At 56.1% G+C, this 12,377-nt stretch carries 11 protein-coding genes; 7 read left to right on the top strand and 4 right to left on the bottom strand.

Translation table 11 applies throughout. The features are described from left to right. The first annotated feature begins 14 nt into the window (after window positions 1–14). Window positions 15–1,406 carry a sigma-54 dependent transcriptional regulator gene (locus FGF54_RS21945; RefSeq protein WP_142781121.1) on the top strand — a complete coding sequence of 464 codons (1,392 nt, stop codon included), beginning with the start codon at window positions 15–17 and terminating at the stop codon, window positions 1,404–1,406. Then, on the top strand, window positions 1,399–3,423 hold the full coding sequence (locus FGF54_RS21950) for a HAMP domain-containing sensor histidine kinase (protein WP_142781122.1): 2,025 nt from the start codon (window positions 1,399–1,401) through the stop codon (window positions 3,421–3,423). Before FGF54_RS21945 ends, FGF54_RS21950 begins: the two co-directional genes overlap by 8 nt. 79 nt (window positions 3,424–3,502) lie before the next feature. Here FGF54_RS21950 and FGF54_RS21955 read toward each other — a convergent pair whose 3' ends face one another. The 4 genes from FGF54_RS21955 to FGF54_RS21970 all read right to left on the bottom strand — a co-directional run bounded on the left by FGF54_RS21955 (window position 3,503) and on the right by FGF54_RS21970 (window position 5,651). Continuing rightward, window positions 3,503–4,060 carry a histidine phosphatase family protein gene (locus FGF54_RS21955; RefSeq protein ID WP_142781123.1) on the bottom strand — a complete coding sequence of 186 codons (558 nt, stop codon included), beginning with the start codon at window positions 4,058–4,060 and terminating at the stop codon, window positions 3,503–3,505. 158 nt (window positions 4,061–4,218) lie between these two features. Then, window positions 4,219–4,611, bottom strand: a complete 393-nt coding sequence (locus FGF54_RS21960) for a DoxX family protein (RefSeq protein ID WP_142781124.1) — start codon at window positions 4,609–4,611, stop codon at window positions 4,219–4,221. A 22-nt stretch (window positions 4,612–4,633) separates the two neighbouring features. After that, window positions 4,634–4,888 (bottom strand): DUF2171 domain-containing protein, encoded by a 255-nt coding sequence (locus FGF54_RS21965; protein ID WP_142781125.1) that lies wholly within the window; start codon window positions 4,886–4,888, stop codon window positions 4,634–4,636. A 166-nt stretch (window positions 4,889–5,054) separates the two neighbouring features. Further along, window positions 5,055–5,651 (bottom strand): superoxide dismutase, encoded by a 597-nt coding sequence (locus tag FGF54_RS21970; RefSeq protein WP_142781126.1) that lies wholly within the window; start codon window positions 5,649–5,651, stop codon window positions 5,055–5,057. A gap of 909 nt (window positions 5,652–6,560) precedes the next feature. On the opposite strand from FGF54_RS21970, the gene FGF54_RS21975 reads away from it, so the two are divergent. From FGF54_RS21975 to FGF54_RS21995, 5 genes are all read left to right on the top strand, one after another. Next, window positions 6,561–7,007 carry a hypothetical protein gene (locus FGF54_RS21975; protein ID WP_142781127.1) on the top strand — a complete coding sequence of 149 codons (447 nt, stop codon included), beginning with the start codon at window positions 6,561–6,563 and terminating at the stop codon, window positions 7,005–7,007. A gap of 108 nt (window positions 7,008–7,115) precedes the next feature. After that, window positions 7,116–7,508, top strand: a complete 393-nt coding sequence (locus tag FGF54_RS21980; protein ID WP_142781128.1) for a hypothetical protein — start codon at window positions 7,116–7,118, stop codon at window positions 7,506–7,508. A gap of 167 nt (window positions 7,509–7,675) precedes the next feature. Continuing rightward, window positions 7,676–8,206 carry a DUF1269 domain-containing protein gene (locus FGF54_RS21985; protein WP_142781129.1) on the top strand — a complete coding sequence of 177 codons (531 nt, stop codon included), beginning with the start codon at window positions 7,676–7,678 and terminating at the stop codon, window positions 8,204–8,206. A 49-nt stretch (window positions 8,207–8,255) separates the two neighbouring features. Continuing rightward, window positions 8,256–10,859 (top strand): ATP-dependent chaperone ClpB, encoded by a 2,604-nt coding sequence (gene clpB / locus FGF54_RS21990; RefSeq protein WP_142781130.1) that lies wholly within the window; start codon window positions 8,256–8,258, stop codon window positions 10,857–10,859. 339 nt (window positions 10,860–11,198) lie between these two features. Then, on the top strand, window positions 11,199–12,359 hold the full coding sequence (locus tag FGF54_RS21995; protein ID WP_142781611.1) for an NAD-dependent formate dehydrogenase: 1,161 nt from the start codon (window positions 11,199–11,201) through the stop codon (window positions 12,357–12,359). Window positions 12,360–12,377 lie beyond the last annotated feature (18 nt).

Genomic DNA, 12,377 nt, shown 5'->3' on the forward strand with positions numbered 1-12,377 from the left:
TTTAAGGGGTGGGAATGCCGGAATCTGAGCTCAACGATACATCGGAACGTATGAAAGATCCCGAGTTTGGGCCGTGGCTTGCGCAGGCTTCGATCCTGGTCGTCGATGACGAGCCGGGCATGAGGAACTTCCTGCTGAAGACCCTTGGTCCTCGCTGCAAACTGATCGAGGAGGCGGAAAATACGGCCGAAGCATCCCGCAAGATCGATGCGACGCATTTTGATGTCGTTATCCTCGACAATATCATGCCCGATAAAAATGGTCTCGACTGGTTGGCGGAGCAGCGAGCAACCGGCTTCTTTGCCGATGTGATCCTCATGACCGCGTATGCGGATCTGGACACCGCGATAAGTGCCGTCCGTGTCGGTGTTGTTGATTTCGTTCTGAAACCTTTCCGATCGAACCAGTTGTTGAACTCGATTGCGCGCTGTCTGGACCGCAGCCGGCTACAGCGCGAAAACGACGTGCTGCGGCATCAACTGAATTTTCCTGCCCACCAGGTCTATCTTCGCAACAATTTCGTCGGAAAGTCTCCTGCAACCGAAAAGGTGCGCTCGATGATTTCCCGCGTTGCCCCGATCTCGACATCGGTGCTGCTGACGGGACCATCAGGGACCGGCAAGGAGGTCGCGGCCCGCTCGCTGCATTCACTTTCCGGGCGGGCCGACAAGCTGTTCGTGCCGATCAACTGCGGCGCTATCCCGGCCGATATGATCGAGAGCGAGCTGTTCGGCCATTTGAAGGGTGCCTTCACGGGAGCTAACAGAACCCGCGAGGGATTGTTTCTACATGCCCAGGGTGGCACCGTCTTTCTCGACGAGATCGCCGATCTGCCCTATCAGTTGCAAAGCAAGCTGTTGCGCGTGCTCGAGGATCGGCGCGTAAGGCCCGTCGGTTCCGAGAGAGAAATTCCCTTCGATGCCAGATTCATCTTTGCAACCAATGCCGACCTGGAGAAGCGCGTTGCAGAAGGTGCGTTTCGCGCTGACCTCTATTTCCGTATCAACGTCGTTCAGATCCAGTTGCCGCCGCTCAAGGACCGCGGTAACGACGTCCTGGAACTGGCCGCGCTGTTCATGCGCGAGGCGGTCCAGCAAGTTGGCATGCCGGCGGTCGAGATCGATGACCGCATCCGTTCCTATCTCCTGCGATATGACTGGCCAGGCAACATACGAGAGCTTAGAAACTTCATCGAAAGGGCCGTGATCCTGGGGGCTTTTCCCGATGAGGCCGAAAGATCTCCCCTGACACATGAAGATGCGGGAGGGCTGAGCCTGGCGGAAATCGAAAAACGTCACATTCTTTCCGTGCTGCGTGAGGTGGGCGGCGACCGTGAGGAGGCTGCTCGACGGCTCGGGATTTCCCGCAAGACGATCGACCGGAAATGTGTAAGCTGGAATGGATGAGGTTCAACACAACATCCCGAAGAAAAAGGCGTCGGTCCGCTATCGACTTCTGGCCATCGCGCTCGTACCGATGCTCGTTATCCTGCCCATTCTACTGGGGATCGCGATTTATCGTTGGAATGAGCGGTTTGACGCACTCGCGATTTCGAAAGTCAACGACGACCTGACCATCGCCCATTTTTACGTGGACAGGATGCTGGCTGCGACGGAGGAAAGACTTTCCGCCGTCAGTCAGTCTGCTCGGTTTCGCGATCTTACGGCGAGTGGCTCCACGTCGAATGCAGACCTCAATCTCTTCCTGAAGGAAGTCGCCGGTGATCGCGGCCTGGATTTTCTTTATCTAATCGACAGCTCGGGCAATGTTCTTGCAAGCAGTCGGCCGCTTGCGACTGTTTCACCCCGTTGGGACTGGCCTGTTGTTAAGGCAGCACTCGATGGCAAACGCTCTGCCGGTTTCGACGTGTTCGACCAGACAGAGCTTTCCGCGCTTGCACCGGACATTGCCGAGCGGGCTCGGATCGCTCTCATGTCCTCAAGCTCGGACGCGATGCCCAGCGGGCAGGAAGAGACCCGTGGTCTCGTTCTCCACGCCGCTACGATGGCAACCCGTGGAAGCGGCGAGCGCGGAGCATTGGTTGGCGGGGTGCTACTGAACAACAACACCTCATTTATCGATGCCATTAACCGACTGATCTACGTCGAAGCCAGCCTGCCATCCGAAAGCCGTGGAACCGCGACAGTGTTTCTGTCCGACGTCAGGATTGCTACCAATGTGGATCTATTCGACGGGCGGCGCGCGATAGGCACGCGTGTATCGAAAGATGTGGGGGAAGCGGTCCTCAAATACGGGCATACATGGAAGGAGCAGGCTTTCGTCGTCAATGACTGGTACATTTCGGCCTATCAGCCATTGCTGGACACCAACAACCGCCGCGTCGGCATGCTCTATGTCGGTTTCCTTCAAAAGCCCTTTACGGATGCCAAGCGCGAGGCCGTGATGGCAATCGTGATTGCCTTTGCGATTTCAGTTGCAGCCACAGTGCCCCTTTTCCTTGTTTGGGCAAATAATATCTTCCGGCCCCTTGAAAGGATGACCCGGACGATCGGTCGGGTAGAGACGGGGGATCTCTCGGCACGAGCGGGGCTCCCTGAAATGACCGACGAAATTGGCCAGGTTGCGTCGGAACTGGACCATCTGCTCGACCAGGTTCAGGAGCGGGATGCAGAGCTGAGGTTATGGAATACTGAGCTTAATCAGCGTGTCGAGGAGCGCGCCAGAGAATTGCAAACGGCGAATGAACAGCTTGAGACGACGACCAAGCAGTTGATTATGTCAGAAAAGCTCGCGGCGATCGGTGAGATTACGGCTGGCGTCGCCCATGAGATCAACAATCCCATAGCCGTGATACAGGGCAACCTCGAAGTCATCCAAGGCATGATTGGATCCGATGCCGATAAAGCCAGAGACGAGTTCAAGCTGATAGACCAGCAACTTATGCGTATCAGCGAGATGGTCACCAATCTGCTCAGGTTTTCGAAGCCGCAGGAATATGCCGGTGTCCTTGAACGCTATCTGCCTTCTGATGTTGTCAATGACACCCTGCCGCTTGTTCATCATCTCCTGAAGAAAACCACGATCATGGTTGAACGTGACGACCGCGCATCAAGGCTTATCGCGATGCGCCGTACAGAATTGCAGCAGGTACTGATTAATCTGATTGTCAACGCGATCCACGCCATGCCACGAGGAGGCGAATTACATATTGAGACGCTCGATTCCGAAATCGAAGCAACGGCGGGCGTCGAAATTAAGGTCTCTGATACCGGAAGTGGCATTGAGCCTGAGGTGGCGAAGAAAATATTCGATGCCTTCTTCACGACAAAACGCCGCGAGGGTACTGGCCTTGGTCTTTCAATCTGCCAGATGCTGGTGACGAGGCAGGGCGGTACGATATCGGTGCGAACGGCGCCAGGCCAGGGGACAACGTTTACGGTCTGGCTCCCTGAAGCCATATGACGGTCAGAATCCGGCCGACGATCACTGTGCAGATGTGGGTTAGATCTGTGATGACCGGAAAGACGCTATTCGCACCTACTCAGGCGAATACCGTCTCGATGTCTCCAGCAAGAAGACGTTGGGGAACCTGGGTGAGATGCCAGACATCACCCACTCGGTCGAAGACCCAGATCATATCGTAACGGTCATCCGGCCAGTCGGGAACCTGCTCACTTGGAGGAACCAGGATCCGCGCCATTGGCGGGATGTTTTTGTGTTCCCATGCAATCAGCACAGTGCCATCGCAAGAGATGACCGCATTGACAAGTTTGTCGAGCTCGTCTTTGCGAAAGGAGTTGTCGATACCTCCGGCAGCCTTGATATAGGCTGCTAGAGGCTCGATCGTCTGATATGGCCGTTTGCTGTGTTCGTCTTCTTCATGACCGGCACGGGCGGCAAACAGGTGGTCCGGTCGCATCAGCGGTGCGCGCGGGTGGCCACTGTCTGGCGCGAAGAGCTGAACCAGGGCACCGGCGCGTTGCCAGCCGCGGGGCGTCAATGATTTTGCGTCCGGCTGCCCGCTCGGGTCGACGCCGCCTGTCCCGTGGCCATCCGGTTTCTCTGCGTGACGGACGACTAAAATTTTGGTCGTTGTCATGGTGCTTGTCCCGTTCTCCGCCTTTGCAACGCCTTGCAGTCAGATGTTGCTTCTGGCCCCGTGAGTTCCATGTTTACCGACCCGAGCGGGCCGGTAAACACGCCATTGGTGTCAGTCGCATTCTTCGTTTTCGCCTGTCCGAACGCTTTCGCTGCGGCCTAAGGCAGATAGGCGAACAAGCCCGTGGGAGCGCCGCCAAAAACGGAAAACCCGCCCGGACCAGTTGCGGCCAGGGCAAAAAATCCTCCTGCCATGGTCACGTTCTTCAAAAGCTCGGTCATGTTTCCCCTGTGTGCGTCATAGCCCGTCGCGAGGCACCATAGACCCAACAGCACGCCGGCAGTATGCACCGGATAGCCCATGACGACGGCAACGCCGCCGACAAGTTCACACACTCCAATCAAATAGGCGAAAAACGACGGGTCGGGCAATCTCAGCGCCCGGAGTCCTGGCACCAGTTTGGCTTCATCGCCGCGGAGCTTCAGTACGCCCCACACGATGAAAGGAACGCCCAGAAACAACCGAGCAATGAGAAGACCTGCATCATACATCAAGCTTCACCACGCCGGTTGCTCATAGTGGGACCGGCCGGCCAGAGGGCTCTTCTTCCAGGGTCACGGCGATGTCTGCATTCGCGGAAAGACGAATTTTGTCACCCTCGACGCCGGCCACGAACCCGAGCTCGATATAGTGATGATGTCCCTTGTGATGTCCAAAACTGTCGCTCTTGCTCAGCTTGATACGGTTGCCTTCCACCCGGTCGACTGTGCCGACATGCACGCCGTCGGCGCCGATGACTTCCATGCCTTCCTTGATCTTGTCGCTCATTTCAGTTCTCCTTTGCTATAAACAGGTTAGATGCTTCAGCGTCCCTCTGAATCTCCGGTATGCCGGATCAAATTCAGGACAATTCCACCAGATGCCGTGCGCCGCCACAGAAAGCCGAAGACCGTTTCCAGGCCATTCATTTATGCCAGACCGGCATCGGTATTCGTCACGTTGCCTTATCGAATAGATCGTCGACATATTCCCAGTTCACGAGGTGCTCCAGGAAGGCCTTCAGGTAATCAGGCCGACGATTGCGGTAATCGATGTAATAGGAGTGCTCCCAGACATCGCAGCCGAGGATCGGCACAGCACCATGCACGAGTGGGCTCTCACCATTCGGCGTTTTGGTAACGGCGAGCTTCCCGTTTTCAACGGCAAGCCAGCACCAGCCGGATCCAAACTGGCCGACGCCCGCCGCCACAAAGTCTGCCGTCAATTTCTCGACCGAGCCGAAATCACTTATAATCTGCTTCTCCAGCCGCCCCGGAACCGGCCCGCCGCCCTTTGGTGTCATCCACTTCCAGAAATAGGTGTGGTTGAGGTCCTGACTGGCATTGTTGAAAAGAGGCACGTTCTTGCCGAACGATCCGGTCACCACCTCTTCGAGGCCGAGACCCTCCCACTCCGTCCCTTTGATCAGTGAATTAAGCGCATTCACATAGGCGGCGTGATGTTTGTCATGATGATATTCGAGTGTCTCCCTAGACATGTGCGGCGCCAGGGCATCATGGGGGTAGGGCAGGTCTGGAAGGGAAAATGCCATCGAAATCTCCTGTCGACTGAAGAAAGGCGGCAGCGACGACGGTCAGGTCACCGGTGCGGGGACAAATCTGGAACGACCCATCACAATGGAAGCCCGCGCCAACATCAACGCATCTCACTGTGATCGAAAAAGGGGAAGCAATACGCATGCCAAGTATGTTCGTATTAAATATCAGGTAGTTGCATCGTTGTTCATCGGGAGTCGCGACAAATTGGCGAACACCCTTCGGACAGATTGTCATCTTGCTGGGAACCTTTTGGGTGAGGACCATATCCGCTGGCTACGCTTAATACAGGAAAGCAGTTTGAGCATTCCGTCTTTATGCGCCCTATGCTGGCTGGCGCACCAGCATCTTCCAGCCGGGTCTGATTTCGGAAGCCAAGATACTCTCCACGCCGGCGACTGGACCTTGCAGGCACCGGCACATCGGCTGGGCCAGTTCTTCCATTTATTCGGAAGCTCTATCCGTTATGACAGATCCTTTCCGGACATTATCGGGCACCAGCCCCAGCGTGTCGTTGTGACGACGACGTCAACATATTGAACTCAAGAGTTTGAATTGCAGCTAAGCGATCGGGATCGGTTTTCGGTCGCGCTCGACAACTTGTCCAATCAAACGCGGACAAGTTGACTTGGTGGCGTTGAAGTTAAAGTCAACACATTGATATTATTTTATATTCTAATTGGCATGATCATTGCTTCGGAGATTTCATCGTAGACCGGCGCACTTCGAACAAAGCCAAGCGTACTGTCGAAAAGCAGGGGTAGGCGTGCACTCGCTAAGGCTGTCAACAGAAGTGCGAGCGATGCGGAACATCAATACCGGCGAATATCGCGCCGCGCGGTGTTCCGGCCGGGAGGCGATCGACCCGACAATCGAAGGGCTCTGCAAAAATACAAACGGCCCGAATGAGCGACCAGATGGACGAGGAGATAGCGATGAACCTGCAACGGCTACAAACCAAGGATGCTTATTCCGATTTCGAAATTCATGAGAATAATATTGATCCTTCCTTCAATGCCTTGGGGAATGTCCACGATCCGGCGAACATCTGGACCCTAGGCATCGTAAACATCACCGATATCAAATATGTATATGCGTCAGTCGCGGAAAATAGAGACGTCTACGGCAAATGGTTCAAGATCCCAGTGACCGGCAAGACTTGCGACACGAACTACGATGAGTGCATCGCAAATGGCGGTTGGAATGCAATACTTGCTCGCGCGAATAACTCATCGGTTTTCAATATCCGGCTGGCGACCGAACCCAATGAGTTTGGCGTAGCCACCGGAACGGAATTTCTCGATATCAAACCTGACCAGCGATTTGAAGGTGGCCTTCTCGGGATATGCTAGCGAACGAACGCCGCATATTGGCGCGTGCGGGATGCTGGACCCCGCTCCGACCGCAGTGCCGTCTTACTCCTCAATAACGTTGCACGACCGGCCTCAGGAGATAGCTATATGACCGCAGTAACGATCGAGCAGCTTTCTAAAGACATGCAAGCCGCTATACAAAATCTTGAAGAATCGGGCCTGGTTCCGCGGTCACGGGATCAGCCCCTGAATGCCAATGATCTGCTCTTCTATCTGACAGGAACCTCCATGCCGATGGCGGATTTTCTGCATCAGCATGGTTTGTTTCTCGACAATCGAGGTCTCAATTTCGACCTGACGCAATTCGATGCGATAAAACAGACCGCTAACAAGGTCATCGCGGAACGGCAGGCAGGTTATCTCGACGGCACTTGGAAAAAGTTCGATCTCTCCACCGATGAGGACATCGACACCAATGGCGGATATATCCTGACCGCGATTGCGGCCCTTGAGATCCTGTACGGGCAGCCGACGGGCTAAATCGGCTTAACCGACAGGACTATTTGTCTTCCCTGTACCGACATATTGTCCGAAACTTCGTCGAGTGCCTCGCGCAATATATTGATTTTGATAATTTATTTCGTTTGGCACAGAGGTTGCACAGCGTTCTCCGAACCCGGAGTATTTTCCATCGAAGGAGCGCGTTTATGTCCGATCTGATCGTGATTGTTTACCCGACCGAAGACAAGGCGGAAGCTATACGGGAGAAACTTCTGAACCTTCAGAAGGAGTACCTGATCGAGCTTTCCGACGCGGTGATCGCGGTCAAGCAGGGTAATGGTAGGGTCAAGCTCGTACAACTGATGAATACGACAGCGATCTCGGCCGTGTCCGGAGGCTTCTGGGGATTGCTGATCGGATCGATTTTCCTGATGCCTCTACTGGGAGCTTCCATCGGTGCGGCCTCCGGCGCTCTGAGCGGCGCATTGAGCGACTACGGCATCAATGATGGTTTCATGAAGGAACTTGCGACCAGTCTGAAGCCTGAAAACGCCGCACTGTTTCTACTGATCCGCAAGATGACCGCAGACAAGGTTCTCGATGAGCTCAAGGGAACCGGCGGGACGGTCCTTAGAACATCACTAAATCACTCGAAAGAACAGGCGCTGCGCGACGCGTTGGCAGCATCCCCGGTTCTGGCAGGTTCGGCTCACACCGATACGCCAGCCGCAACCTGACGTCACCTGTTCCGATCATTGAAATCGCCGTTGTAAGGGGTGATAGACCATGAATATCGAAAAATTCACGGACCGCGCGAAGGGCTTTATCCAGTCGGCCCAATCGCTTGCCATGCGGGACGGAAATCCACAATTCAACAGCCTGCACCTTCTGAAGGTGTTGCTGGACGACAATGAGGGACTTGTCGCAGGCCTGATCGACCGTTCGGGCGGCAACGCGCGGACCGTTCATGCCGCGACCGAGGGCGCTCTTGAGAAATTGCCGAAGGTCTCCGGTTCGGGTGCTGGGCAGGTCTATATGGCGTCCGAACTTGCCCGTATATTCGACGCTGCGGAAAAGATCGCGGAAAAGGCCGGCGACAGCTTCGTGACGGTGGAACGCCTGTTCCAGGCATTGGTCGAGGACCGTGGCAGTGATGCGGGGAAGGTTCTTTCCGATACTGGTGTGAACCTTCAGGCGATCACGGCGGCGATCAGCGCGCTTCGCAAGGGGCGGACTGCGGATAATGCCTCGGCCGAAAACGCTTATGACGCTTTGAAAAAATACGCCCGCGATCTGACAAAGGCAGCGCGGGACGGAAAACTTGACCCAGTCATTGGCCGTGATGAGGAGATCCGTCGAACGGTTCAGGTGCTCTCGCGCCGGACCAAGAACAATCCCGTCCTTATAGGCGAACCCGGCGTCGGCAAGACTGCGATCGTTGAGGGGCTGGCGCTTCGGATTATCAACGGCGACGTGCCGGAAAGCCTGCATAACAAGAGACTGCTGGCGCTCGATCTCGGCGCTCTGATCGCCGGAGCGAAGTACAGAGGTGAATTCGAGGAGCGGTTGAAAGCCGTTCTGCAGGAGGTTACCTCCGCAGAAGGCGGCATCATCCTGTTCATCGACGAAATGCATACGCTGATCGGCGCCGGCAAGACCGATGGCGCCATGGATGCCTCCAACCTGCTGAAACCGGCGCTGGCCCGCGGCGAATTGCATTGCGTCGGTGCCACCACGCTCGACGAATATCGCAAGCATGTTGAAAAAGACCCGGCGCTGGCCCGCCGCTTTCAGCCGGTCTTCGTACCGGAACCCAGTGTCGAGGATACAATCTCGATCCTGCGCGGCCTCAAAGAAAAATACGAGCTTCACCACGGGGTCAGGATTTCGGACGCGGCGCTGGTGGCTGCGGCCACCTTGTCCAATCGGTACATCACGGACCGCTTCCTTCCCGACAAGGCGATCGACCTGATCGACGAAGCCGCAGCCCGGCTGAAGATGCAGGTCGATTCCAAGCCGGAAGAACTGGATTCCATCGACCGTGACGTCATTCGACTGAAGATCGAGCAGGAGGCGTTGAAGAAGGAGAGCGACAAGGGGTCGAAGGCCCGTCTCCAGGCGCTCGAGAAGGAACTGGCCGAGCTGGAAAAAAGATCGGCCGACATGACCTCGACCTGGCAGGCCGAGAAGAGCAAGCTGTCGGACGCTCAAAAAATAAAGAGCGAGTTGGAGCAGTATCGAACTGATCTTGCGAATGCGCAGCGCAAGGGTGAGTTCCAGCGCGCAGGCGAGCTTTCCTACAGCACCATTCCTGAGCTGGAGAAGAAGCTCGCTGCCATCGAGGCAACCGAAACGTCCTCGATCAGCGAGACAGTGACTGCCGATAACATTGCCCAGGTTGTCTCCCGATGGACTGGCGTGCCCGTCACCAAGATGCTCGAGGGTGAAAAGGACAAGCTGCTCCATATGGAAGACAAGCTCGGGGAGCGCGTCATCGGCCAGGCTCAGGCCGTGCGCGCGGTATCCACTGCCGTACGCCGCGCCCGGGCGGGCCTTCAGGACCCCAACCGGCCGATCGGTTCCTTCATGTTCCTCGGTCCGACGGGCGTCGGCAAGACAGAGCTTGCCAAGGCACTTGCCGAGTTTCTATTCGACGACGAGACCGCCATGGTTCGCATCGATATGTCCGAATTCATGGAGAAACATTCGGTCTCGCGGCTGATCGGGGCTCCTCCTGGCTATGTGGGTTATGACGAGGGTGGCGCACTGACCGAAGCTGTGCGCAGGCGCCCCTATCAGGTCGTTCTGTTCGACGAGATCGAAAAGGCACATCCGGATGTTTTTAACGTGCTACTTCAGGTGCTCGACGACGGGCGTCTCACTGACGGTCAGGGCCGGACCGTGGACTTCCGCAATACGCTGATCATCATGACCTCGAATATCGGCGCCGAATACCTGGTCAACCAGCCGGAGGGCGAGAAGACCAGTGTGGTGCGCGAAGAGGTCATGGCGATGGTTCGCGTCCACTTCCGACCGGAATTCCTCAACCGCATCGATGCGATCATTCTGTTTCACCGCCTCCAGAAGAACGAGATGGGCCGGATAGTCGAGATCCAGTTCGCTCGCCTCAAGAGACTTCTCAGCGACCGGAAAATCAGCCTCTCACTTGATACAAAAGCGCAGAACTGGCTCGCAGAAAAGGGCTGGGACCCGGCCTTCGGAGCTCGTCCGCTGAAACGGGCCATTCAACGCTACGTACAGGATCCTCTGGCCGAACTGCTCTTGGGGGGAGAGGTCCATGACGACTCGACGGTAAAAGTCTCGGTCGGAAAGGACGGGCTCACCTTCAATGGCAAGAGCGTCAGGATCATCGATGACGATGACGAGTGAGGGATGGAGCACCGGACTGCTTCAGTCGCGCCGCATTTGAAACATCGTTGATCCCGGCGCTCGGCGACACGGGCGTTGGCCTCGCAATCATCGTGATGCCTTGCCGAACGAAAGCTCTGGGATGATGTCGTCTGAGGCTTGATAAAATTCATGGACATAGTGTCCAACAGCCATGAACAGATGTCCCGGCGGCATGGTCGGAATTCCTATAGGCCGTTGTGATTAAAGAGTATTTGTCATGGCATGATGTTTGCTTGATCTTCGGCGTATGGGAAATCATGCCCCACAGCCCGCTTCCGACTAAGAACTGGTTTGGAACTCATGAAAGGCGACAACGAGATGGCGACTGTTCTCTGTGTGCTTTATCCTGACCCGGTAACGGGATACCCACCGGAATACGCGCGAACGGGCCTGCCGCTATTGACGAGTTATCCGACGGACCGATCCATGCCGGCCCCGACCGGCCCGCTTGGCTTCACGCCTGGTGAACTGTTGGGGTCGGTCTCAGGAGAGCTTGGGCTCCGCAACTATCTCGAGGGGCTTGGCCATCAGCTCATCGTCACGTCTGACAAGGACGGACCGGAATCAGAATTCGAAAGAATGCTTCCGAAGGCCGATATCGTTATTTCCCAGCCGTTCTGGCCAGCTTATCTCACCCGTGAGCGAATTGCGAAAGCGTCAAAGCTGAAACTTGCCATTACTGCCGGCATCGGTTCCGACCATATCGATCTGAAGGCTGCGTCCGAAGCCGGTATAACAGTCGCCGAAGTCACCGGTTCAAACTGCATCAGCGTCGCAGAGCATGTGGTCATGACGGTGCTGGCATTGGTACGCAATTATCTGCCCTCGCATGCGATTTCAGTCGACGGTGGGTGGAACATCGCCGATTGTGTATCGCGTAGCTACGATGTCGAAGGCATGGACTTTGGTACGATCGGCGCGGGTCGTATCGGACTTGCGGTGCTTCGCAGACTTAAGCCCTTCGATATGCGCCTCCACTATACGCAAAGACACCGTCTTTCGACGGAGATCGAGGCCGAGTTGAACCTGACGTTTCATCCTGATGTCAAATCGCTCGTGCAAAGTGTCGACATCGTCAACCTGCAGGTCCCGCTCTACCCCTCCACCGAGCACCTCATCGATGAAGCGATGCTGGCTGAGATGAAACGCGGCGTCTACATCATTAATACCGCGCGTGCGAAGCTCGTAGACAGGGACGCAATCGTTCGCGCAGTGGAGGCGGGTCATATCGCGGGTTATGCGGGCGACGTCTGGTATCCACAGCCCGCACCGCCCGATCATCCGTGGAGATCCATGTTCTACAACGGGATGACACCGCATATCGCAGGCACTTCACTCTCGGCCCAGGCACGTTACGCGGCCGGAACGCTTGAAATATTGCAGGACTATTTCGAGAAAAAACCTATCCGTGAGGACTATCTGATCGTCGAAGCCGGCGGCCTCGCCGGAACAGGCGCACGCTCCTACCAACTGACCTGATCCTGGCGGGTCGATGAT

It is taken from the genome of Agrobacterium sp. T29 (genome assembly GCF_006970545.1).
GTDB lineage: Bacteria > Pseudomonadota > Alphaproteobacteria > Rhizobiales > Rhizobiaceae > Agrobacterium > Agrobacterium leguminum.

Excerpts from the sequence above, each read along its gene's own strand:
- clpB (WP_142781130.1), top strand. The coding sequence starts at position 8,256 with ATGAATATCGAAAAATTCACGGACCGCGCGAAGGGCTTTATCCAGTCG.
- FGF54_RS21980 (WP_142781128.1), top strand. The coding sequence starts at position 7,116 with ATGACCGCAGTAACGATCGAGCAGCTTTCTAAAGACATGCAAGCCGCT.
- FGF54_RS21950 (WP_142781122.1), top strand. The coding sequence starts at position 1,399 with ATGGATGAGGTTCAACACAACATCCCGAAGAAAAAGGCGTCGGTCCGC.
- FGF54_RS21970 (WP_142781126.1), bottom strand. The coding sequence starts at position 5,651 with ATGGCATTTTCCCTTCCAGACCTGCCCTACCCCCATGATGCCCTGGCG.
- FGF54_RS21960 (WP_142781124.1), bottom strand. The coding sequence starts at position 4,611 with ATGTATGATGCAGGTCTTCTCATTGCTCGGTTGTTTCTGGGCGTTCCT.
- FGF54_RS21955 (WP_142781123.1), bottom strand. The coding sequence starts at position 4,060 with ATGACAACGACCAAAATTTTAGTCGTCCGTCACGCAGAGAAACCGGAT.
- FGF54_RS21945 (WP_142781121.1), top strand. The coding sequence starts at position 15 with ATGCCGGAATCTGAGCTCAACGATACATCGGAACGTATGAAAGATCCC.
- FGF54_RS21995 (WP_142781611.1), top strand. The coding sequence starts at position 11,199 with ATGGCGACTGTTCTCTGTGTGCTTTATCCTGACCCGGTAACGGGATAC.
- FGF54_RS21985 (WP_142781129.1), top strand. The coding sequence starts at position 7,676 with ATGTCCGATCTGATCGTGATTGTTTACCCGACCGAAGACAAGGCGGAA.
- FGF54_RS21965 (WP_142781125.1), bottom strand. The coding sequence starts at position 4,888 with ATGAGCGACAAGATCAAGGAAGGCATGGAAGTCATCGGCGCCGACGGC.
- FGF54_RS21975 (WP_142781127.1), top strand. The coding sequence starts at position 6,561 with ATGAGCGACCAGATGGACGAGGAGATAGCGATGAACCTGCAACGGCTA.